Raw genomic sequence first — 22060 nt, 5'->3', positions numbered from 1 at the left:
ATTTTTTCGTGGATGGGAACGCACGCTGCGCGGCTCGGTAGCTGTCAACCTTGTTTCTCTTGTTTAGGAGTGTTCTCATCAGCGCTGAAGCTCGGATTAATGAACGGATCCGTGTCCCGGAAGTTCGTCTCGTCGGCCCGTCCGGCGAGCAGGTGGGCATCGTCCGCACCGACGACGCCCGCAAGTTGGCCTACGAGGCCGACCTTGATCTTGTTGAGGTGGCCCCCAACGCGAAGCCGCCGGTGTGCAAGATCATGGACTACGGCAAGTACAAGTACGAGCAGGATCAGAAGGCCCGCGAGGCCCGCAAGAACCAGCAGCAGACCGTGGTCAAGGAGCAGAAGTTCCGTCCGAAGATCGATGAGCACGATTACCAGACCAAGAAGGCCAACGTAGAGCGCTTCCTTGAGAAGGGCAACAAGGTGAAGGTCACGATCATGTTCCGCGGCCGCGAGCAGTCGCGCCCGGAGCTCGGCTACCGCCTCCTCGAGCGTCTCGCGGACGACATCGGGGAGCTGGGAGTGGTCGAGTCCCGACCGAAGCAGGACGGCAGGAACATGACCATGGTCTTCGGGCCGGCTCGCAAGGGCAAGAAGTAGCACCCCTGATAACCAACTTGGAAGGGCTCACACCATGAAGCAGAAGACCCACAAGGGCACCGCGAAGCGAATCAAGGTCAACGGCGCCGGCAAGCTGCGCCGCGAGCAGGCCGGTAAGCGCCACCTGAACGAGAAGCTCTCGTCCAAGCGCCGCCGTAAGCTCTCCGGCACCACCGACGTTGCCAGCGCTGACGTGAAGCGCGCGAAGCGTCTCCTCGGCATGTCCTAAGTACTGCCTGTTCATCATCCCCTCTCCGGCGCCCGGCCGGAACCAACGATCTGAGAAAAGGAAGTATTGACTTATGGCACGTGTCAAGCGCGCAGTCAACGCCAAGAAGAAGCGCCGCGCAATTCTGAAGTCCGCCAAGGGCTACCGCGGCCAGCGCTCCCGCCTGTACCGCAAGGCCAAGGAGCAGTGGCTGCACTCCCAGACCTACGCGTACCGCGACCGCCGCAAGCGCAAGAGCGAGTTCCGCAAGCTGTGGATCCAGCGCATTAACGCTGCCGCCCGTATGAACGGCATCACCTACAACCGCCTCATCCACGGCCTGAAGCTGGCCGAGGTCGAGGTGGACCGCAAGATCCTCGCCGAGCTGGCCGTGAATGACTTCGCCGCCTTCTCCGCTCTGTGCGAGGTGGCCAAGAACGCCCTCCCGGAGGACGTGAACGCGCCGAAGGTTGCCGCGTAATCGCGCATTGCTTGCCGACGCCCCCTGGAACACCACGCGGTGTACCAGGGGGCGTCGTGCATGTGCGGGTGGGGGTGTATGAGGGTGCGTCGGCAAGCGGTGCTCTACCGGCGGCCGTTGAGCACCTTCACCACCAGGTCCAGGCGCGAGGAGACGCCGTAGAGTGCGATCAGGTTGGAGACGTGCTTCTTTACCGTGGATTCGGAGTAGTTGAGGCGCTTGGCTATGTCGGCGTTGCTCAGGCCCTCACACAGTAAATCGAGCACGTTTCGCTCGGACTCGCTCACGCCGGGCGCGTACGCGCGGGACCGCTGCTCCGGCGGGGTGGTGTCGGCGGGGGCGAGGTACTGCACCAAATTGGTCATGGCGGCGGGGGAGACCACCGTGCCGCCCGAGACCGCCTGGCGCACCGAGAGGACGATCTGCTCCGGCGGCTGGCTCTTGAGAATGTAGCCGCGGCCGCCCATCGCGAGGATGTCCAGCATTGCCTTGTCGTTCTCCAGCGAGGTGATGGCGAGGAAGGCCGGCGTGTCCGGGCGTTCCCGCAGGTTGCGCAGCAGCGTGGCGCCGTCCATCTTGGGCATGTAGACGTCCGAGAGCACCAGGTCGATCTCCGCGGGGCGGATGCGCTCGAGGGCCTCGGCGCCGTTGGACGCGGTGCCCACCACGTCGATGTCGCCCGCCTTGGCCAGGTAGCTGGTGAGGACCTCGCGCACCAAAGGGTCATCGTCCACAAGAAAAACCCGGATGCGGGGCGCGTCCGCGCCGGTATCCGGGTTTGCGGGGGTGGGGGTTACTTCTTGCACCAGAGTTTCCCGATTGCCCCGCCGCACTCGAAGGTGTCACCGATGACACCGGCGGCGAAGGTGGTGACGGTCAGCTCGGCCTGCTCGGCCGGTGCCGGTGCCGGCGCCTCGGAGGCGGAGGCCAACGGGGCACAGGCGAGAGCGGTCGCGGCGGCGAGTGTTGCCGAGGAGAGCTTCAGTGCTCGCTTCATGGTGTGGTCCTTTCTTTCGACTCGACCTTTGGCTCAACCAAAGTATTCTTAAGAATCTGCTGGCAGACAAGCGTAGCAGGACGCGGCGGGGGAACTCGGTACGAAAGTTCCCACCCGCGCAGCTACTTTCGTTCCGCTGGGCCGGCTGGGCTGGCTGGGCTGGCGGGGCTGGCAGGAATGATGAGGTCCGAGCGCCACAGGTCGTCCTCGAAGCCGTGGCGTAGGACTGCGCCGTCGAGGCCCACCAGCTCCTCGGCGTCCTCCAAGCCGATGCCGGTGGTCATGTGCACGTCGCGTTGGCGGTCGGCGATGGCGTTTTGAATGGCCACTGTTACCGCTTCCTCGTCGCGCACCGCGGCCACAATCACCGGCTTCTCGGCGTCGGCGTACTTTAAGATGTTGGTCTGCAGCTCCCGGCACACGCTCTCGATGTGGTTGAGGCGGACGCCGCCCAGGACGCGGTCGTTCAAACCCGTCTCGATCACCGTGAAGCCGTGGCTGCGCAGCGCGTCGGCGAGGTCGGCGAGCGCCGTGCAAATGGGTGCGGCGGGTGCAGCACCCGGCGGTTGGGGTGCCTGCGGGTTCACTACCGCGCCCTCCAGGTCGGCTGCGTCGTCGCGCATGAAGCGGATCAGGGCGCGGACCTCCTGCATGGCGCGGCGGGCGTCGTCGGCAATCAGCTGGGCGGATTCCGCGGTCTGCCCGGAACTGCCCATGGCGAGCGCCTCGCTGCGCAGCACCACGGAGGTGAGCGAGGTGGCCACCGAGCCGTGAAGGGCCTTCACGGCCCGGTCGCGCTCGTCTTCCAGCCGCTGCTGGAACGCCGCGGAATCTTTGGCGCGGGTGGTCAGCGTGGCCCGCAACGCGGTGCCGCCAGCCCAGGCGGAGGCGAACATCAAGGCCGCGAACACCGCCGTGTTGAGGTCCAGCGGGACGAGCACGCCGCCGCGTACGTCAACCTGGATGAAGTACCAGAGCACCGCCACGCACACCGCGCTCACCCGGGGAGCGGTGCGCAGCGACACGATCAGCGCCAGCGCGATCGCACCAACTACGGTCAGGGGGCTGCGCAGCTCCTCGGTCGCCGCCCCGATCTGCAATAACACGGCGAACGCCGCGGCGGCGCTGGCCGGCGCGAACCAGCCGGCCACCACCACAGCCACGCACGCCAGGGTGTAGATCAGTGCGCTTGCGGCCCCGGCAGGCGCCGCAGCGGCCGCGATCAGCGCCACTGCCGCCGTGGCCAGCGCCGCGGCGGCGGCAGCAAGGCGTTGCCGGCGCGGCGCTGGGGCGGCGAGGGTGGGAGCGGGGGTCGCGGCGGTTTTCGCGGCAGGGTTAGGCACGGGTTGTAGCGTATCGGGCGCCACGTACCCTGTGCTCTATGACGTTGGATTTCACGCAGCCCTTCACGGAGCGCACCCCCAGGGTGGTCAACGCGGCAAAGCTGAAGCGGGCGGCCGGCCGCAAGAAGACGAAGGCGTTTTTGGCCGAGGGCGAGAACTCGGTTGAGGCCGCGGTGGCAACGGGCGCGGCCACGGATCTCTTCGTCACCGAGGCCGCGGCCGAGCGTTTCAGCGAGGTGGTCACCACCGCGCGCTACATGGACGTCTACACCCACCCCATCACGGACAAGGCCGCCGACTCGCTCGCGGACACCATGAGCCACACCGGCATTTTCGCGGTGTGCAAGCCGGTGCTGTGGACGGTGCCAGCCGTGCTGAAGGGCCGCCCGCGCCTGGTGGCGGTGTGCGTAGAGACCAACGACCCGGGCAACGCCGGCACCATCATCCGCATCGCCGATGCCGTGGGTGCGGATGCCGTGATCTTCGCCGGCGACACCGTCGACCCCGAGCAGCCGAAGGTGGTGCGCTCCACCGCGGGCTCGCTCTTCCACATCCCCGTCGCCCGCGACCGCGACATTAACCGCGTTATCGGGCAACTGAGGAGCGCTGGCTTATCGACGGCAGCGACCACCATGCAAGCCGAAACCAACCTCGCCCAGGCTGCTGAGGTGCTCTCCCAGCCCACAGCATGGCTCTTCGGCAACGAGGCCCACGGCCTGCCGGAGGAGCTCCTGGCCGGCGCGGATCACCGCATCTCCATCCCCATCCGTGGCAGCGCCGAGTCGCTCAACCTGGCCACCGCAGCGGCGATCTGCCTCTGGGAGTCGTCGAAGGCGCTGGGGGACCGGAACTAGCTTCCCAGTGGCGGCATCCCGCCCGGTGGTGGGCCGCTAGGCGGCTCGCCACCCGGCCCGTCCGGACGCGTTGGACGCATCCGCAATGTCGTCCACGGACGCGAACACCTCGAAGTGGATGTGCGGCCACCGGCCTTCGTAGCAGCCGGGGACGATGGTGGTGAACTCCACTGATCCATCCTCTCCAGCGACCTGCACCCCGCGCAGATACGTCTTATCCTCAAGACCGGAGGAGTACATCGAGTACCTACCCGCTGCGTCGCAGTGCCAGATGTACACCGCCGCGCCAGCCATCGGGGCGTTCGACTGCACCATGTCGATGATGTTCATCTTCAGCGTGAGCGGCACTCCACTGGCGGTGGCGCCCCCGCCGATCGAAGACCGGATATCGCGCCGCTGGACACCGACCCTTTCAAGCACATCCGGCCCGTTGGAGCCGTCACCGGGGTACGGACCAGCGGTTTCAGTGTTCATCTCCGTCAGTGCTTGGCTTGCGGTGGTTTGAGCGGAGCTGCTTGTCGACGCTCCCTCTCCGCGCCTCCCCGGAGCGCAAGCGGCCAACGCCGCAGAACCCGCCCTCGCGCCGGCTGGGCAGGGCCCGCGGGTACAGTAGTGAACGCTGAAAACCGACACCGCCGCGGACCGCTTGCGGGCGCGCGGCGCCCATGTTGAAAGGTGCGGGTGAACACGAGCGTGGCCGAAAACGCGAACCCCATTCCGGATATCGAACTGACCGAGGACGCGCTGAACCTGGCGGCCGACGATGCGATTGCGGCCTTCGAGGCGGCGGCGGACCTCGCGGCTCTCGAGGAGGCGCACCGCGCACACCTGGGGGAGAAGGCGCCGATCCCGCAGGCCCGCCGCGCGCTGGGCACCCTGCCGAAGGACCAGCGCAAGGACGCCGGCCGATTTGTGAACATGGCCCGCGGCCGGGCCGAGAAGCGCTACTCGGAGCTGCGCCAGCTGCGCGAGGCCGAGCACCGCGAGCGCCAGCTGCGCGAGGAGGCGGTGGACGTCACGCTGCCCACCGCGCGCTCCCAGGCAGGTGCGATGCACCCCATCACCACGCTGAGCGAGCAGATCGCGGACATCTTCATCGGCATGGGCTGGGAAGTTGCCGAGGGGCCCGAGGTGGAGGCCGAGTACTTCAACTTCGACGCCCTGAATTTCATCCCGGACCACCCCGCGCGCACCCTGCAGGACACCTTCTACATCGGCGAGGAGGGCTCGAAGCAGGTGCTGCGCACCCACACCTCCCCGGTGCAGGTGCGCACCATGCTCGAGCGTGACGTACCCATCTACATCGCTTGCCCCGGCCGCGTGTTCCGCACCGACGAGCTGGACGCCACCCACACCCCGGTCTTCCACCAGGTGGAGGGCCTCGCGGTGGACAAGGGCCTGACCATGGCGCACCTGCGCGGCACGCTCGACCACCTGGCCAAGACCCTGTTCGGCCCGGAGACGCGCACCCGCATGCGCACCAACTACTTCCCGTTCACCGAGCCGTCTGCGGAGGTGGACGTCTGGTTCCCCAACAAGAAGGGCGGCGCGGGCTGGATCGAGTGGGGTGGCTGCGGCATGGTCAACCCGAATGTGCTGCGCGCCGTCGGCGTGGACCCGGAGGTCTACACGGGCTTCGCGTTCGGCATGGGGCTCGAGCGCACGCTGCAGTTCCGCAACGGCCTGACGGACATGCGCGACATGGTCGAGGGCGACGTCCGTTTCACCATCCCGTTCGGCGTGCAGGCATAGAGGCAGGAGAGAAACAATGCTGATTTCGAAGAATTGGATCATTCGCCTGCTGAACAACGCGGGCAACGAGGGCTGGAGCGTTACCGACGAGGAGCTCGACGCCGGGTTCGTGCGCGTCGGGTTCGAGACGGAGGGCTACGCGCCCATTGAGGAGACCACCGGCCCGCTGGTGTTCGGCCGCGTCCTTGAGATCGAGGAGCTCACCGGTTTCAAGAAGCCGATCCGCTACTGCCAGGTCGACGTGGGCCAGGCCAACGGCACCGGCGAGCCGCAGGGGATCATCTGCGGCGCGCGGAACTTTGCCGAGGGCGACACCGTGGTCGTATCCCTGCCCGGCGCCGTCCTGCCCGGCGGCTTCGCCATCGCCGCCCGCGAGACGTACGACCACATCTCCAACGGCATGCTCGCCTCCGCCGCGGAGCTTGGCCTGACCGCGAAGAGCGAGGGCATCATCACCCTCGACGGCGAGCACACCCCGGGCGAGGATGCGCGCGGGGTGCTGGGCTTGCGTGACACGGTCTTCGACGTCAACGTCACCCCGGACCGCGGCTACGCCCTGTCCGCCCGCGGGCTCGCCCGCGAGATCGCCTCCGCCTTCGGCCTCGAGTACACGGATCCGGCCGAGGCGCCGGCGGTGGCTGGGGTTGAGGTGGGCAAGGTTGCGTCGATAAGCGAAAAGCTCATCGATGTGGACCTGGAGCCTTCCACCAAGGCGAAGCGCTTCGGGTTGCGCAAGGTGGAGGGGATCGATCCGGCGGCGCCGACGCCGTTTTGGATGCAGCGCGAGCTGATGCTCAGCGGCGTGCGCTCGGTGAACGCGGCGACCGACGTGACCAACTACGTGATGCTGCTGCTGGGCCAGCCGATGCACGCGTTCGACGCTGACAAGATCGCCGGCAACCTGCGCGTGCGCAACGCCGAGGCCGGCGAGCAGTTCGAGACCCTCGACCACGTCACGCGCACCCTGCTGCCGACGGACGTGGTGATCGCGGATGACAATGGCATCCAGTCCCTGGCCGGCGTGATGGGCGGCACCACCTCGGAGATCTCGGACGAGACGGTGAACGTGTACTTCGAGGCCGCCACCTGGGACGAGCTCACGGTGGCGAAGACCGCGCGGCACCACAAGTTGAGCTCAGAGGCTTCCCGACGCTTCGAGCGCGGCGTAGACCCGCAGCTGGTCGAGGTGGCCCTAGACGTGGCGTGCGCGCTGCTGGTGGACATCGCCGGCGGCGAAATCTCCGCGCGCGGCACCATCGTGGGCGGTGTGCCGGCCCGCGAGCCGATCACGATGCGCGTGTCCCGCCCCTCCGAGCTGATCGGCGTGGAGTACTCGGCGGAGACCGTGGCCCGGCGCCTGCGCGAGGTGGGCTGCGAGGTGGAGATCGCCCGCGACGAGGCGGAGGTCACGCCGCCGACGTGGCGCGGCGACCTGACCGTGCCGGTGGAGTTGGTGGAGGAGATCGTGCGCCTCGAGGGGCTCGACGAGATCCCGTCTATCCTGCCCACGCCGAAGGGCGGGCGCGGGCTGTCGCCGCTGCAGCGCCGCCGCCGCGCCGTGACCCACGCGCTGGCCTACTCCGGGTACGCGGAGATCATCCCGACGCCGTTTATGAAGAACGACACCTTCGACGTGTGGGGGCTCGAGGCCGGAGACCCGCGCCGCAACACCGTGAAGGTGCAGAACCCGCTCGACGCGGAGTACGGGGTGCTGGGCACCACGCTGCTGCCGCCAATGCTCGAGGCGGTGGGGCGCAACGTGTCCCGCGGCCGCCGAGACCTGGCGCTCTACTCGGTGGCGCAGACGGCCCAGAAGCGCGGCGACGTCTCGCCGCTGCCGAGCGTGGCCGCCCGCCCGGACGAGAAGACCCTGCGCGAGCTCCTCGAGTCCCTGCCGGAGCAGCACCTGCACGCCGCCACGGTGGCAGTGGGCAAGCAGGAGCTCGAGGGCCCCTTCGGCCCGGGACGGGACTACACATGGGCGGACGCGATCCAGTCCGCGCAGGTTGTAGCCGCGGCGGCGGGCGTGCGCCTCGAGGTTGCAGCGGCCGAGTACCTGCCGTGGCACCCGGGTCGCTGCGCGGCCCTGAAGGTAAACGGGACCGTGGTGGGCCACGCAGGCGAGCTGCACCCGCAGGTGCTGGAGGCGCTCGAGCTGCCGGCGCGCACCTGCGCGATGGAGATCGACCTCACCGCGCTGCCGTTCGACGCGGAGCTGCCGGCGCCGATGCTCTCTGCGTTCCCGGCCGTGCACCAGGACATTGCGCTGGTGGTGGACGAGGCCGTGCCGGCCGAAGCGGTGCGCCGCACCGTTGAAGAGGCCGCGGGCGAGCTCCTCGAATCGGTGTCGCTGTTCGACGTCTACCGCTCCGAGCAGCTGGGCGAAGCCAAGAAGTCCCTGGCCTTCGGTCTGGTCTTCCGCGCGGGCGACCGGACGTTGACCGAGGACGAGGCGTCCGAGGCGCGCCTGCGTGCGGCCCAGGCGGCCGAAATCGCGCACGGTGCGGTCATGCGCGGTTAGGGGGAGACCGAGCGGGGTAGGCACCTGGCCGCATATTTTGCGGCTGGGTGCATAATTCGCTACTGTGGCGGCATGGCGTTTACAGTGGCCGTTGCCGGCGCGACCGGATATGCGGGGGCGGAGATCCTCCGCCTCCTGCTCAACCACCCCGCCTACCTGGCGGGAGATATGGAGATCGGCGCGCTCACTGCCCACTCCAGCGCGGGCCAGTCGGCGGCGGCCACGCTGCCGCACCTGCCGCAGCTGGCCGGGCGGGCCATCGAGGACACCACGCCGAAAACCCTCGACGGGCACGACGTGGTGTTTCTGGCGCTCCCGCACGGGCACTCCGCGCGGGTGGCGGCGGCGCTGGGGGAGCGCACCGTGGTGATTGACTGCGCCGCCGACCACCGCTTGCGGGATGCGGGCGCGTGGGAGCACTACTACGGCTCGGAGCACGCGGGACACTGGCCGTACGGGATCCCGGAGATGCCCGGCCACCGCGAGCTGCTCGCCGGAGCCAAGCGCGTGGCCGTGCCGGGGTGTTTCCCCACGGGCGCGACCCTGGCGGCGCTGCCCGCCGTGCAGGCGGGGTTGGTGGAACCGGACCTGCGGGTGGTGTCCATCACCGGCGTCTCCGGGGCGGGGAAGAAGGCCGCCGTGGGCATGCTGGGTGCTGAGACCATGGGCTCGCTGAAGGCGTACAACACGGCGGGGAAGCACCGCCACACCCCCGAGATCGCGCAGAACATCGCTGAGGTGACAGACGGGCCCGTCACGGTGAGCTTCACGCCGGTGCTGGCCCCGCTGCCCCGGGGAATCCTGACCACCGTGACCGCCCCGCTCGCCGGCTCTCTCGGCGCCCAGCCCGATCAGCTGCGCGCAGCGTACGAGGAGTTCTACGCCGACGAGCCGTTCGTGTGGGTACTGCCCGAGGGCGAGCAGCCGCAGACCCAGAACGTGGTGGGATCCAACATGTGCCACGTCCAAGTCGAGGTGGACGCCGGCGCCGGGGTGGTGCTTATGACCTCCGCCATCGACAACCTGACCAAGGGCACCGCCGGCGCCGCCGTGCAGTGCATGAACCTCGCGCTCGGGTTGGGTGAGACCGCCGGGCTGCCCCGCCAAGGCGTGGCGCCCTAAGCGCCGGGCCGCCGCATGCGCGCGGCGCAGATCAGAAACGCGGATCAGAACATGACGTCTACAAGGAGCAAACAGTGAACGCAACGGTGACCACGCCCCAGGGCTTCCTCGCGGCGGCGACCACCGCGGGGATCAAGCCCTCCGGCAAACCGGACATGGCGCTGGTGGTCAACCAGGGCCCCGAGTACAGCGCGGCGGCTGTCTTCACCCGCAACCGCGTCACGGCCTCGCCCGTGAAGGTGAGCCGCGAGGCCGTAGCCGACGGGCAGCTGCGCGCCGTGCTGTTCAATTCCGGCAACGCCAACGCCTGCAACGGCGCGCAAGGCGACGCCGACGCGCGGGCGGCGCAGGCCCGCGCCGCGGCCGGCCTGGGCGTCGAGGCGGGCGACGTGGCGGTGTGCTCCACCGGGTTGATCGGGGAGCCGCTGCCGATGGACCTGGTGCTGGCCGGGGTGGACACCCTGGTGCCGGCACTCGGGGACAACGGCGCGGCTGCGGCCGAGGCGATCCTGACCACCGACACGGTGTCCAAACAGGCGAGTGTCCAGGGCGACGGATGGACTGTGGCAGCCATGGGCAAGGGGGTGGGCATGATGGCCCCCTCGCTCGCGACGATGTTGGCGTTGATCGTCACGGATGCGTCGATAAGCAATGAAGCCCTCGGTGAGGCCCTGCGCAAGGCCACGGCCGCAACCTTTGACACGCTCGACATCGACGGCTCCACCTCCACCAACGACACCGTGATCGCGATGGCCTCCGGGGCGAGCGGCCGCACCCCGTCCCAGGCCGAGGTGGACGAGGCGGTGCACGCGGTGTGCGCCGACCTGGCGCGGCAGATGCAGGCGGACGCCGAGGGCGTGACCAAGCGCGTGAGCATCACCGTCCGCGGCACGGCGGACGACCGGCAGGCGCTCAACGCCGCGCGCACCATCGGCCGCGACAACCTGTTCAAGTGCGCGATGTTCGGCTCCGACCCGAACTGGGGTCGCACGCTGGCGGCGGTGGGGATGGCGGACGCGGAGATGGACCCGGACAACATCTCGGTGTCCTTCAACGGCCACCCGGTGTGCGTTGCCTCGGCGGGGGCACCGGGCGCGCGCGACGTGGACCTGAGCGGCGCAGACATCGACGTGGAGGTGGACCTGGGCACCGGCGGCCCGGGACAGGCCACGGTGCGCACTACCGACCTGTCGCACTCGTACGTGGAAATCAACTCGGCGTACAGCACGTAAACAGGCACGAAGGAGGATACCGTGGATTTTGATGCGATCAGCGCGGACATGAGCAACGAGCTGCGCGCCCACGTGCTGGCGGAGGCGCTGCCGTGGCTGCAGCACTACCGCGACAAGATTGTGGTGGTGAAGTACGGCGGCAACGCCATGATCGACGAGGAGCTCAAGTCCGCCTTCGCCGCGGACATGGTGTTCCTGCGCACCGTGGGCGTGAAACCTGTGGTGGTGCACGGCGGGGGGCCGCAGATCACCGACATGCTGGGCCGGCTCGGCCTCGACGGCGGCGAGTTTGTTGGCGGGTTCCGGGTGACCACCCCGGAGATACTGAACGTGGTGCGCATGGTCCTCTTCGGGCAGGTCGGGCGTGACCTGCTGGGCAGGATCAACTCCTACGGGCCCTATGCGGTGGGCACCTCGGGCGAGGACGCCGGCCTGTTCACCGCCGCCAAACGATTCGTGGAGGTGGACGGGAAGCCACAAGACATCGGGCTGGTGGGCACCATCACCGACGTCAACCCGGCGGCGGTGATGGACATCATCGAGGCGGGCCGCATCCCGGTCGTCTCCAGTATCGCGCCCGGTAAAGACGGCGCCGTGTACAACGTCAACGCGGATGAGGCGGCAGGCGCGCTCGCCGCGGCCATCGGCGCGGAACGCCTGGTGGTGCTTACCAATGTGGCGGGCCTTTACACCGACTGGCCCAGCGAGGAGTCGCTGCTGTCCAAGATCGGCGCGAGCGAGCTGGAGGCACTGCTGCCGTCGCTGGGCTCCGGCATGATTCCCAAGATGGAGGCCTGCCTTAGGGCCGTAACCGGGGGAGCGAAGGCCGCCCACGTGATCGACGGGCGCATCCCGCACTCGGTGCTGCTGGAGCTGTTCACCATGGGCGGCATCGGCACCATGGTGCTGCCGGATGCGTTCGACGCCAGCGAGTACCCGCACGGCGCGGTGTTCAGGAAGGATGAGCAGTGACCGAGCAAACCACACCCGCCGGCGGGCCGGGCGCGATCCTCGGCGCGTGGGATACACACCTGATGAACAACTACGGCCGCCCCCAGCGCGCCCTGGTGTCGGGCCGCGGATCGACGGTGGTTGATGAGCAGGGCAACGAGTACCTCGACCTCCTGGCCGGCATCGCCGTCAACGCCCTCGGCCACGCCCACCCGGCCGTGGTGGAGGCGGTGCAGCGCCAGGTGGCGCAGCTCGGCCACGTGTCGAACTTTTTCGCCGCCGGCCCACCGGTGCGCGTGGCGGGGGAACTCGCTGCGCGGTTCGGGGACCCGTCGGCGCGGGTGTTCTTCTGCAACTCCGGCGCGGAGGCCAACGAGGCGGCGTTCAAGCTGGCCAGGCTCACCGGCCGCCGCCGGATCCTCGCGGCGCACCACGGCTTCCACGGCCGCACCATGGGCGCGCTCGCACTCACGGGCCAACCCGCCAAGCGCGCGCCGTTCGAGCCCGTCGCCCCGGGCGTGGAGTTCTACCCCTACGGCGACATCGATTACGTACGCAAACTCGTGGACATCAACCCGGCGGACACCGCCGCCATCTTCATCGAGCCCATCCAGGGCGAGACCGGGGTGGTGCCGGCGCCGGAGGGGTTTATCGAGGAGCTTCGTTTGCTTTGCGACGCCCACTCGATCCTGCTCGTTACAGACGAGGTGCAGACGGGCGTGGGGCGCACCGGCGACTTCTTCGCGTTCCAGCACGACCTGCCCGCCGACACCCGCCCGGACATCGTCACCATGGCGAAGGGCCTCGGCGGCGGCCTGCCAATCGGAGCGGTGATCGCCACCGGCGAGGTGGCCGCCACCTTCGCCCCCGGCACGCACGGCACCACCTTCGGCGGCAACCCGGTGTCCTGCGCCGCGGCCGAGGCGGTGCTGGGCGCGGTGGACGACGCGTTCTTGGCCGAGGTGCGCCGCAAGGGCGCCGCCTTCGCGCGGCGCCTCGCAACTATCGGCGGTGTGGCCGAGGTGCGCGGCAGGGGTCTGATGCTGGCCGCGGTGCTCGACGCCCCGGTGGCGAAGCAGGCGGTGGCCGCGGCGCTGGACCACGGGCTGATCATCAACGCCACGAGCGAGCGGGTGCTCCGCTTCACGCCGCCGCTGATCATCACGGATGATGAGCTGGAACAGGCCGCCGAGCGCTTAGCGGACACCCTGGCGCAGGTGATAAACGCGAATGCATAAAATGCTTAACGTGACTCAACCCGTATCGCGCACCGCGCGCCAGGCACTCATCCTCGACCTGCTCGAGTCGAACCGGGTGACCTCGCAGGTGCACCTCTCCGAGCTGCTGCTCGCCGAGGGGATTGACATTACCCAGGCCACGCTGTCGCGGGACCTGGACGAGCTTGGGGCACGGAAGGTGCGGCCGCTAGACGGCGGCCGGTCCTTCTACACGGTCGCCTCGGACCCGGCGGCGCTGGATCATGCGCAGACCGGTCCGCGGGAAAAGCTCGGCCGCATGATCGAGGAGCTGGTGATTTCCGTGGACCACTCGTACTCCACAGCCGTGCTTCGCACCCCGCCCGGCGCCGCGCAGTACCTGGCCAGCTACATTGACCGCGTGGGGCTAGACCAAGTTGTCGGGTGCATCGCCGGCGACGACACCGTGTTCGTGCTCGCCCGCGAGCCGCACACGGGCGAAGATCTGGTGGAGCATGTGTTCGCGGCCGCCCCGCGGCGCCGCGACTAACCCGCCGCACTAAACAAATACAGACACGCTATTAACAGACACGCTATTAAGGAGCTCAATCCAACATGACGAACCGCGTAGTGCTCGCATACTCCGGTGGCCTCGACACCTCGGTGGCCATCCCGTACCTGGCGGAGATGACGGGCGGCGAGGTCATCGCCGTCTCCCTCGACCTGGGTCAGGGCGGCGAGGACATGGAGTCCGTGCGCCAGCGTGCCCTCGACTGCGGCGCCGTGGAGTCCATCGTGGTGGATGCCAAGGACGAGTTCGCCGAGGAGTACTGCTTGCCCACGATCAAGGCGAACGCCCTGTACATGGGCCAGTACCCGCTGGTGTCCGCCATCTCCCGCCCGCTGATTGTCAAGCACCTTGTGGAGGCCGGCAAGCAGTTCGGCGGCACCCACGTCGCTCACGGCTGTACCGGCAAGGGCAACGATCAGGTGCGTTTCGAGGTGGGCTTCCTCAACCAGAACCCGGATCTGGAGATCATCGCCCCGGCCCGCGATTACGCGTGGACCCGCGACAAGGCCATCGAGTACGCCGAGCACAAGAACCTGCCCATCGAGCAGTCTGCGGCGTCGCCGTTCTCCATCGACCAGAACGTGTGGGGACGCGCCGTGGAGACCGGCTTCCTCGAGGACCTGTGGAACCCGCCGACCAAGGACCTGTACTCCTACACGGAGGACCCGGCGCTGGGCAACGCCCCGGACGAGGTGATCATCTCCTTCGAGGGCGGCGCGCCCGTGGCCATCGACGGCCGCACGGTGACCGTGCTCGAGGCCATCGAGGAGCTCAACCGCCGCGCCGGCGCCCAGGGCATCGGCCGCCTGGACATGGTGGAGGACCGCCTGGTGGGCATCAAGTCGCGCGAGGTTTACGAGGCGCCGGGCGCGGTTGCGCTGATCACCGCCCACAAGGCGCTGGAGGATGTCACGGTGGAGCGCGAGCTGGCCCGCTACAAGCGTCTGATCGATGCCCGCTGGTCCGAGGAGGTCTACGACGGCCTATGGTTCGGCCCGCTGAAGCGCTCCCTCGATGCCTTCATCGAGTCCACCCAGGAGCACGTCACCGGCGATATCCGCATGGTCTTGCACGCCGGTACCGCGACGGTGAACGGCCGCCGTTCCAACCACTCCCTGTACGACTTCAACTTGGCCACCTACGACACGGGCGATTCCTTCGACCAGACCCTGGCCAAGGGCTTCGTGCGCCTGCACGGCCTGTCCTCGCAGATCGCCAACAAGCGCGACCGCGAAGCCGGCGCGCAGAACTAGGAGCACAAGAGGTAATGGAGCAGCACAAGACCAACGAGGGCGCGCTATGGGGCGGTCGGTTCTCCGGCGGCCCGTCGGAGGCGATGTTCGCGCTCAGCGTGTCCACCCACTTCGACTGGGTGCTCGCCCCCTACGACGTCCTCGCGTCGAAGGCGCACGCCAAGGTCCTCCACAGGGCCGGACTGCTTGACGACGCAACCTTGGACACCATGCTCCGGGGGCTCGACCAGCTCGGCCGTGACGTTGCCGACGGCACCTTCGGCCCGCTTCCCACCGACGAGGACGTGCACGGCGCGATGGAGCGTGGCCTGATCGACCGCGTCGGTCCCGAGGTCGGCGGACGCCTTCGCGCGGGGCGCTCCCGCAACGACCAGGTGGCCGCCATGTTCCGCATGTGGCTGCGCGACGCGGTCCGCGGCGTGGCGCTGGACGTGGCCGACTTGATCGACGCGATCTCGGCCCAGGCGAAGGCCCACCCGGACGCGATCATGCCGGGCAAGACCCACTTCCAGGCCGCGCAGCCGATCCTGCTGGCGCACTCCCTGCTGGCGCACGCCCAGCCGCTGCTGCGCGACCTCGAGCGCATCGAGGACCTGGATAAGCGCCTGGCGGTCTCTCCCTACGGTTCCGGCGCGCTGGCGGGATCCTCGCTGCAGCTGGACCCGGAGGCGATAGCCGAGGAGCTCGGGTTCGACTCCTCCGCCGACAACTCGCTCGACGGCACCGCGTCGCGCGACTTCGCGGCGGAGGCGGCGTACGTCCTCGCCCAGATCGCCGTCGACCTGTCCCGCTTCGCCGAGGAGATCATCGCCTGGTCCACCCCGGAGTTCGGCTACGTCACCCTCGATGACGCGTGGTCCACCGGCTCGTCGATCATGCCGCAGAAGAAGAACCCGGACGTGGCGGAGCTGGCGCGCGGTAAGTCCGGCCGACTTATCGGCAACCTGGCCGGCCTCATGGCCACGCTCAAGGCGCAGCCGCTGGCGTATAACCGTGACCTGCAGGAGGACAAGGAGCCGGTGATCGACTCGGTCGCGCAGCTGCGCCTCGTCCTGCCCGCCTTTACCGGTCTGGTGTCCACTCTGACCTTCCACGAGGACCGGATGCGCGAGCTGGCGCCCGCCGGATACACCCTCGCCACCGACCTTGCGGAGTGGATGGTGCGCCAAGGCGTGCCGTTCCGTGAGGCTCACGAGGCGTCGGGCGCCTGCGTCCGCATTGCGGAGTCCCGGGGTGTCGGCCTCGATGAGTTGACTGACGAGGAGCTCGCGAGCGTCGATAAGCGATTGCTTCCTGAGGTGCGGGAGGTGCTCACCGTCGATGGGGCAGTGGCCTCGCGCGCAACCCGCGGCGGCACCGCCGGGCCGCGGGTGGCCGAGCAGCGCGAGCGCGTCGACGCGGCGAACGCGCGGCACCGCGAGTGGGCTGCGGCCCCAGTGCGGCCCGCGGGCGCTAACTAGGCGGCGCGACCAGCAGCGGCACTCTACGATGACGGTATGAGTGTCCCCAGCAGCGCATCAAGTTCCGGCACCAAGCGCGGACGCGGTCTCAGCGTCCTGCTTGGTGCCGTACTTCTTTTGGTGGTGGTGGCGGCCGTGGTGCTCGGGCGGTGGGGCGGAATCGGCGGCGCCGACGGCGGCCCGGGGACCGGTGGTGCGGGCGATGCGGGCGGGGTGACCGTCGTCCACGGTGTCATCGGCTCGGAGAAGCGCGGCTACTTCGAGGACCCGGACGTGGCGGCGCGGCTCGCCGAGTTGGGCTACCGGGTGGAGTTCTCCACCGCGGGGTCGCGCAGCATCGCCACCAACACCGACCTCGCCGCGGAGGACTTTGTCTTCCCCTCGTCCGCGCCGGCCGCCCAGAAGGTCCGCGAGCAGGGCAGCGGCCTGTCCGTTGAATACCCGTTCTTCACCCCCATGGCGGTGGCTAGCTGGCGGCCCATTGTGGACATCCTCGCGCAGCAGGGCGTGGTCACCGAGGACAACGGCATGTACGTGATGGACATGGCCAAGTACGTCGACCTGGCCAAATCCGGCGCCCGCTGGCGGGACTTCGGAGACGCCTTCCCCTCGCCGCGCGCCGTGCAGATCCGCTCCACCGATATCCGCACCTCCAACTCGGCTGCGATGTACCTCTCCGTATTGGCTTACGAGTTCGAGCAGCGCGACCCAGCGAAGGCCGGCGACGTGAACTACCTGGTGGAGCAGATCTCCCCGTTTTTCACTGGCCAGGGTTACTCAGAATCCTCCTCGTCCGGGCCGTTCGCCGAGTACCTGAGCCAGGGCATGGGGGCCGCGCCGATGGTGATGGTCTACGAGGCGCAGTTCATCGAAGAGCAGCTCAAGCCCAACTCCCGCATCCGCGACGACATGGTGCTGCTGCAGCTGAGCCCGACGGTGCTGGCCAACCACGGCATCGTGGGCGTGTCGGCGGAAGGCAAGGAACTCGCCCGCCTGCTCACGCAGGATGAGGAGCTCCAGCGCCTCGCCGCCCGGCACGGCTTCAGGCCGAGCACGTCCGGCTCGCTCGCCGAGGAGATGGAGCAGCGCGGGCTCAACCCGCCGGCGGACTACGTCAACTCGATCGACCCCCCGAACTACGACCGCCTTGAGCAGCTTATCGACGGCGTGGGGATGCGCTACGGCACCCTCGCGCCGCCCCCGACCCAGGAGGAAGAACAGTGAAACGCGTGCGGGCCCTCATCCTCGGTGTGCTCAGCCTGATCGCGGCGCTGGCGCTGGCGGGCTGCTCCGCCGAGCCCGACGGCGGCTCAGGCGGCTCAGGCGGCTCCCGGGGCGGCAGCGACACCAGCGCGGATCTCGTCATCGTCGCCGCCACCGAGCTGAAGGACCTGCGCGACCTGGTGGACCAGGCGTCGCGCGAGCTCGGGTTCAGCATCGAGATGTACTTCCCCGGCGGCACGCTGGACAACTCGCAGGCGCTGCACCGCGGCGAGTTCGACCGCGTGGTTGACGCAACCTGGTTTGCCACCAACCGCTACACCAACCTCATCGGGGCGCAAACCAAGCTCGCCTCGGAGACGAAGATTGCCACCAGCCCCATTGCCTTCGGCGTGTGGGAGGACACGGCCCGCCAGCTCGGCTGGGACGCGAAGCAGCCGACGTGGGCAGATTTCGCGGCGGCCGCTGAGGCCGGCGAGTTCCGCTTCGGCATGACCAACCCGGCGTCCTCTAATTCGGGCTTTTCCGCGCTCGTGTCCGTCGCCACCGCAATCGCGGACACGGGCGAGGCCATTGCGCCCGCGGACCTCGAGCGCATCAGCCCCACCCTCGAGGGGCTGTTCAAGGCGCAGTCGCTCGTCTCCGGCTCCTCGGGATGGCTCGCCGACGCCTTCGCGGCGGACCCTTCCCGCGCCGACGGCATAATCAACTACGAGTCCACGCTGCACCAGCTGCGCGAGCAGGGGCAGCCCATCCGGGTGATCGTGCCCAACGACGGCGTGATCTCCGCCGACTACCCGCTCTCCACCCTCGCGGAGCCGAAGCACCCGGAGGCGGCGGAGCGCGTGGAGCGGCTCGCGGCGTGGCTGCTGGACCACCAGCCGGAGATTGCCGAGACCTACCGCCGCCCGGTCACGCAGGTGGACGAGGTGCCCGCGGAGATCGCGTCCCAGCAGGTCATCGAGCTGCCGTTCCCCGCCAACCAGGGCGTGGTGGACGAGCTGCTCTACACCTACAACAACCAGTACCGCCGGCCGGGCACCACCACGTTCGTGCTCGACACCTCAGGCTCGATGGCAGGCGAGCGGATCAGCTCGCTGCAATCCATCATGCTTTCGCTTATCGACGGAACCGCAGCGACGAACGTGGGCGACGTCTCACTGCGCGACAACGAGCGGGTGACCATCCAGTCCTTCTCCGACGAGCCCCACCCGCCCGTCACCGCCACCTACAACCGCGCCGACCCGCAGGCCGCAGTCGAGCTCCGCGGCTACGTCGAGTCCCTGCGCGCCGCCGGCGGCACGGCGCTGTACCCGGCGCTGCTCGAGGCGATGGAGCGCGCCGACACCAGCGAGGGGATCCCGTCGATCGTCCTGCTCGGAGACGGCCAGGCCAACATCGGCGAGAACTTCAGGCAGTTCGCCGAGCGGTACCGCGACCTGCCGGCCGAGAAGCGGGGGATCCCGGTGTTTGTGATCCTCTACGGCAGCGCCAACACCGCCGAGATGGAGAAGCTGGCGGAGCTGACGGGCGGCGCGGTGTTCGACGCCATGAACGGCGACCTCGACCAGGCCTTTAAGGAGATCCGTGGCTTCCAGTAAACCCAGTAGCCAGGGCGCTAACCCGGTGGGGGCCTACCTCGCCTCCCGCAAGAACCAGGTCGGCCTCCTCATGGCCATCGTGGTGGTGGTGCTCCACATCGTCTTCGGCTTCGGGGCGTACTGGCCCATCGCGGCGCTCGCTGCCTACGGCGCGGGCGCGGCGCTGACCCCGCCGCCGAGGCGGCCGGAGCTCGAGCCCGCCCCGGTGGTGCCCACCCCGCAGCTGCTCGCCCGCACGCTGGCGGAGACCACGCAGCGCCTCCTCGCCGCAGGGCCGCCCGCGGGCGTCGAAACGCGGGCGCGCGAGCTGGACGCGAATGCCCGCTTCGTGCTGGGCGAGTGGGACCACCTCGAGCCCACCCCGGACCACCGCCAGACCATGTGGAACATCATCCAGGTGTACTACCCGGAGATCACCGCGACGTTTGTCGGCGGCTCGCACTACCGGGACCCGCGCGCAGTGGCGGTGGTGGTGGGCTCTTTGACCACGCTGTCCCAGGCCGCTGGGCGCATCAAGCAGGGCATCCTCGACGACAACCTCCGCGCGATGGACTCCCAGGCCCAGTACCTGCGCACCCAGCTGGGCGCGCTGCCCGGCCTCGACGAAAATCCCGCCGGGTAGGCGGGTAGCATTACGCACCATGAGCCTTGACCCGCAGCTGCTGGAAATCCTCGTCTGCCCCCAGGACAAAGGCCCGCTGGCCTACAGCGAGCCCGAGCAGCTCCTGATCAACGAGCGCCTCGGCGTGGCGTACCGCGTCGAGGACGGGATCCCGGTGCTGCTGTCCAGCGAGGCGCAGCCGTACCCCGAGGCGGGCGGCGCTGCGTAGGGGGCGTCGACAAGCAATGCAACAAGCCCAGCAAAACTTCTAGAAACGAGTGTGAGCAACCGAATGAGCGAAGCGACCTCCGCCGGCATCGTCAGCGAGCTCGAGTGGCGCGGCCTGATCAACCAGTCGACGGACCTCGACGCGCTGCGCGAGGCCACCGGCACCCCGATCACTTTGTACTGCGGGTTCGACCCGACCGGCCCCTCCCTGCACGCGGGGCACCTGGTGCCGCTTCTGATGCTGCGCCGTTTCCAGCTCGCGGGCCACCGCCCGATTGTGCTGGCAGGCGGCGCCACCGGCATGATCGGCGACCCGCGGGAGGTGGGGGAGCGCACCCTCAACAGCGAGGACACCGTGAAAGAGTGGTCGGAGCGGATCGCGGGCCAGCTCTCCCGCTTCGTCTCCTTCGAGGGGGAGAACGCCGCGCTGCTGGTCAACAATAACGACTGGACAAAGGACCTCACTGCCATCGAGCTCCTGCGCGACGTGGGCAAGCACTTCTCGCTGTCCACCATGCTCGGGCGCGAAACCGTGAAGCGCCGCCTGGAATCGGACGGCATCTCGTACACCGAGTTCTCGTACATGCTCCTGCAGGCGAACGACTTCGTGCAGCTGCGCCGCGAGTACAACTGCATCCTGCAGATCGGGGGCGGCGACCAGTGGGGCAACCTCGTTGCCGGCGTGGACCTGAACCGCCGCATGGACGGCGAGTCGGTCCACGCGCTGACCGTCCCGCTGGTCACGGACTCGGAAGGCAAGAAGTTTGGCAAGTCCACCGGCGGCGGGTCCCTGTGGCTCGACCCCGAGATGACTAGCCCGTACACCTGGTACCAGTACTTCCTCAACACCGCTGACGCCGACGTGATCCGCTACCTGCGGTGGTTCACCTTCCTCGGCGAGGAGGAGCTGGCGGCGTTGGAGACAGAGGTCGCGGAGCGCCCCTTCAAGCGCGAGGCGCAGCGCCGCCTCGCCCAGGAGATGACCGACCTCGTCCACGGCGAAGAGGCGCGCCGCGGTGCCGAGCTCGCCGCGCAGGCGCTGTTTGGCAAGGCGGATCTGCAGGACCTCGACGAGCCCACGCTCGCGGCCGCACTGTCCGAGACCGGCGTCTACGAGATCTCCGCCGCCTCGCCGCTCGACATCGTCGACCTCCTGGTCGGCGCCGGACTCGCGGATTCGAAGGGTGCCGCGCGTCGCTCCATTTCGGAGGGTGGGGTGTACATCAACAACGAGCGCGTGCTTGACGACGCATCCGAGGCCCTCCCCGAACAGTTCCTCCACGGGCAATGGCTGGTGCTGCGCCGCGGCAAGAAAAATTTCGCGGGCGTGCGTCTCGTGCATGCGTAAGCTGCACCGCGAAAACGGCACTGCGAAAACGACACTGCGAAAACGGCCGTCAAGCTGGTGATTTGCCAAGCTTGACGGCCTCTGGTTAATGTTTCTCCTCGCTGCCGGCGAGCAGAGCGGAAGCCGAAACGCTAGGTAGCAGCTACAACTGAAGATCGCCTCCGAGAACAACGCGCTCAGCGTTTTGACACGGAGACGGGGAAACAGTAAAGTAGCGCAAGCCGCTTTTGAAACGGGCTGAGATCAGATCGGATCAGAGCGTGCGTGTGTTGTTTGAGAACTCGATAGTGTGCCAATGCATTTTTTGTTTGTGGATTGGTTGTGTGCCTGTGTGGTGCATTGCTGGCTGGTGCTCTTTTTTGGGTGTTGGTTGGTGTGTGCTGGTGGTGGTGCCTGCGAACCTTTGATGGTGGGTGCTGCTTTGTGGGCATGTGATTGTTCACGGTGTTGGTCTTGTGTTTTGTCCCCGTCGGGATGTGGGCCAATGCTTTTGTAATTGAAGGATTTTTTGTTTTGCCAGC

Annotated in this window: 22 protein-coding genes and 1 pseudogene; 18 read left to right on the top strand and 5 right to left on the bottom strand. The window is 68.4% G+C overall.

The window, feature by feature from the left end; genetic code table 11:
• Positions 1–59 precede the first annotated feature (59 nt).
• The 3 genes from infC to rplT all read left to right on the top strand — a co-directional run bounded on the left by infC (position 60) and on the right by rplT (position 1288).
• The gene (infC, locus tag BN4252_RS04890) at positions 60–599 is read left to right on the top strand and encodes a translation initiation factor IF-3 (RefSeq protein ID WP_230208578.1); all 540 of its coding nucleotides are present in this window, start codon (positions 60–62) and stop codon (positions 597–599) included.
• Positions 600–633: 34 nt separating this feature from the next.
• Positions 634–828, top strand: a complete 195-nt coding sequence (gene rpmI, locus BN4252_RS04885) for a 50S ribosomal protein L35 (RefSeq protein WP_066526837.1) — start codon at positions 634–636, stop codon at positions 826–828.
• A gap of 73 nt (positions 829–901) precedes the next feature.
• On the top strand, positions 902–1288 hold the full coding sequence (gene rplT / locus BN4252_RS04880) for a 50S ribosomal protein L20 (RefSeq protein WP_066526831.1): 387 nt from the start codon (positions 902–904) through the stop codon (positions 1286–1288).
• A gap of 104 nt (positions 1289–1392) precedes the next feature.
• Here rplT and BN4252_RS04875 read toward each other — a convergent pair whose 3' ends face one another.
• The 3 genes from BN4252_RS04875 to BN4252_RS04865 form a co-directional block, all read right to left on the bottom strand.
• Entirely contained in the window at positions 1393–2094 is a 702-nt protein-coding gene (locus BN4252_RS04875; protein WP_230208577.1) for a response regulator, read from the bottom strand.
• Positions 2082–2285 (bottom strand): hypothetical protein, encoded by a 204-nt coding sequence (locus BN4252_RS04870; RefSeq protein ID WP_066526828.1) that lies wholly within the window; start codon positions 2283–2285, stop codon positions 2082–2084. Before BN4252_RS04870 ends, BN4252_RS04875 begins: the two co-directional genes overlap by 13 nt.
• Before the next feature lie 122 nt (positions 2286–2407).
• Complete coding sequence (locus tag BN4252_RS04865) at positions 2408–3628, bottom strand: histidine kinase (protein WP_143341167.1); 1221 nt, start codon at positions 3626–3628, stop codon at positions 2408–2410.
• 38 nt (positions 3629–3666) lie between these two features.
• On the opposite strand from BN4252_RS04865, the gene BN4252_RS04860 reads away from it, so the two are divergent.
• Positions 3667–4482 (top strand): TrmH family RNA methyltransferase, encoded by an 816-nt coding sequence (locus BN4252_RS04860; protein ID WP_066526818.1) that lies wholly within the window; start codon positions 3667–3669, stop codon positions 4480–4482.
• 69 nt (positions 4483–4551) lie between these two features.
• Here BN4252_RS04860 and BN4252_RS04855 read toward each other — a convergent pair.
• Positions 4552–5067 (bottom strand): annotated as a pseudogene (locus tag BN4252_RS04855) (dioxygenase family protein); the annotation flags it as partial.
• Positions 5068–5163: 96 nt separating this feature from the next.
• Between BN4252_RS04855 and pheS the strand changes: the two are divergent.
• The 14 genes from pheS (at position 5164) to tyrS (ending at position 21539) form a co-directional block, all read left to right on the top strand.
• Entirely contained in the window at positions 5164–6234 is a 1071-nt protein-coding gene (gene pheS, locus BN4252_RS04850; RefSeq protein WP_392389923.1) for a phenylalanine--tRNA ligase subunit alpha, read from the top strand.
• Positions 6235–6250: 16 nt separating this feature from the next.
• A complete protein-coding gene (pheT, locus tag BN4252_RS04845) occupies positions 6251–8755 on the top strand; it encodes a phenylalanine--tRNA ligase subunit beta (RefSeq protein ID WP_066526812.1) in 2505 nt (834 codons plus the stop codon).
• Positions 8756–8827: 72 nt separating this feature from the next.
• On the top strand, positions 8828–9877 hold the full coding sequence (gene argC / locus BN4252_RS04840; protein WP_066526805.1) for an N-acetyl-gamma-glutamyl-phosphate reductase: 1050 nt from the start codon (positions 8828–8830) through the stop codon (positions 9875–9877).
• Between the two features lie 74 nt (positions 9878–9951).
• Positions 9952–11109 (top strand): bifunctional glutamate N-acetyltransferase/amino-acid acetyltransferase ArgJ, encoded by a 1158-nt coding sequence (gene argJ, locus BN4252_RS04835; RefSeq protein ID WP_066526802.1) that lies wholly within the window; start codon positions 9952–9954, stop codon positions 11107–11109.
• Positions 11110–11157: 48 nt separating this feature from the next.
• Positions 11158–12081, top strand: coding sequence for an acetylglutamate kinase (gene argB, locus BN4252_RS04830; protein WP_066529097.1), 924 nt, complete (start codon positions 11158–11160; stop codon positions 12079–12081).
• A complete protein-coding gene (locus BN4252_RS04825) occupies positions 12078–13298 on the top strand; it encodes an acetylornithine transaminase (RefSeq protein WP_392389922.1) in 1221 nt (406 codons plus the stop codon). The genes argB and BN4252_RS04825 overlap by 4 nt, the downstream gene beginning before the upstream one ends.
• 1 nt (position 13299) lies before the next feature.
• Positions 13300–13806: an arginine repressor gene (locus BN4252_RS04820; RefSeq protein WP_230208576.1), complete on the top strand. Its 507-nt coding sequence runs from the start codon at positions 13300–13302 to the stop codon at positions 13804–13806.
• A 65-nt stretch (positions 13807–13871) separates the two neighbouring features.
• A complete protein-coding gene (locus tag BN4252_RS04815) occupies positions 13872–15080 on the top strand; it encodes an argininosuccinate synthase (protein WP_066526799.1) in 1209 nt (402 codons plus the stop codon).
• Positions 15081–15094: 14 nt separating this feature from the next.
• Positions 15095–16540, top strand: coding sequence for an argininosuccinate lyase (argH, locus tag BN4252_RS04810; protein WP_066526797.1), 1446 nt, complete (start codon positions 15095–15097; stop codon positions 16538–16540).
• 36 nt (positions 16541–16576) lie between these two features.
• Entirely contained in the window at positions 16577–17764 is a 1188-nt protein-coding gene (locus BN4252_RS04805; protein ID WP_066526792.1) for a hypothetical protein, read from the top strand.
• Positions 17761–19362 (top strand): substrate-binding domain-containing protein, encoded by a 1602-nt coding sequence (locus tag BN4252_RS04800; protein ID WP_230208575.1) that lies wholly within the window; start codon positions 17761–17763, stop codon positions 19360–19362. Before BN4252_RS04805 ends, BN4252_RS04800 begins: the two co-directional genes overlap by 4 nt.
• Positions 19349–19984, top strand: a complete 636-nt coding sequence (locus tag BN4252_RS04795; protein ID WP_078056774.1) for a hypothetical protein — start codon at positions 19349–19351, stop codon at positions 19982–19984. The genes BN4252_RS04800 and BN4252_RS04795 overlap by 14 nt, the downstream gene beginning before the upstream one ends.
• 19 nt (positions 19985–20003) lie before the next feature.
• Entirely contained in the window at positions 20004–20192 is a 189-nt protein-coding gene (locus tag BN4252_RS04790) for a Trm112 family protein (protein ID WP_066526783.1), read from the top strand.
• Positions 20193–20255: 63 nt separating this feature from the next.
• Positions 20256–21539, top strand: coding sequence for a tyrosine--tRNA ligase (gene tyrS, locus BN4252_RS04785; RefSeq protein WP_066526777.1), 1284 nt, complete (start codon positions 20256–20258; stop codon positions 21537–21539).
• Positions 21540–21782: 243 nt separating this feature from the next.
• Here tyrS and BN4252_RS11430 read toward each other — a convergent pair.
• Positions 21783–22060: hypothetical protein (locus tag BN4252_RS11430; RefSeq protein ID WP_222859808.1), on the bottom strand; the 278-nt coding region annotated here is incomplete at its 5' end.

The sequence above is a fragment of the Corynebacterium bouchesdurhonense genome (assembly GCF_900078305.2).
Classification (GTDB): Bacteria; Actinomycetota; Actinomycetes; order Mycobacteriales; family Mycobacteriaceae; genus Corynebacterium; species Corynebacterium bouchesdurhonense.
The sequence above is the reverse complement of the archived record's forward strand: the minus strand, read 5'-3'. Positions and strand labels throughout refer to the sequence as shown.

Bases quoted from the DNA above. Each gene is read 5' to 3' on its own strand.
- rpmI (WP_066526837.1), top strand. From the start codon at position 634: ATGAAGCAGAAGACCCACAAGGGCACCGCGAAGCGAATCAAGGTCAAC.
- BN4252_RS04815 (WP_066526799.1), top strand. From the start codon at position 13,872: ATGACGAACCGCGTAGTGCTCGCATACTCCGGTGGCCTCGACACCTCG.
- argC (WP_066526805.1), top strand. From the start codon at position 8,828: ATGGCGTTTACAGTGGCCGTTGCCGGCGCGACCGGATATGCGGGGGCG.
- BN4252_RS04870 (WP_066526828.1), bottom strand. From the start codon at position 2,285: ATGAAGCGAGCACTGAAGCTCTCCTCGGCAACACTCGCCGCCGCGACC.
- BN4252_RS04820 (WP_230208576.1), top strand. From the start codon at position 13,300: ATGCTTAACGTGACTCAACCCGTATCGCGCACCGCGCGCCAGGCACTC.
- BN4252_RS04790 (WP_066526783.1), top strand. From the start codon at position 20,004: ATGAGCCTTGACCCGCAGCTGCTGGAAATCCTCGTCTGCCCCCAGGAC.
- argH (WP_066526797.1), top strand. From the start codon at position 15,095: ATGGAGCAGCACAAGACCAACGAGGGCGCGCTATGGGGCGGTCGGTTC.
- rplT (WP_066526831.1), top strand. From the start codon at position 902: ATGGCACGTGTCAAGCGCGCAGTCAACGCCAAGAAGAAGCGCCGCGCA.
- argB (WP_066529097.1), top strand. From the start codon at position 11,158: ATGAGCAACGAGCTGCGCGCCCACGTGCTGGCGGAGGCGCTGCCGTGG.
- pheT (WP_066526812.1), top strand. From the start codon at position 6,251: ATGCTGATTTCGAAGAATTGGATCATTCGCCTGCTGAACAACGCGGGC.
- BN4252_RS04805 (WP_066526792.1), top strand. From the start codon at position 16,577: ATGAGTGTCCCCAGCAGCGCATCAAGTTCCGGCACCAAGCGCGGACGC.
- tyrS (WP_066526777.1), top strand. From the start codon at position 20,256: ATGAGCGAAGCGACCTCCGCCGGCATCGTCAGCGAGCTCGAGTGGCGC.
- BN4252_RS04860 (WP_066526818.1), top strand. From the start codon at position 3,667: ATGACGTTGGATTTCACGCAGCCCTTCACGGAGCGCACCCCCAGGGTG.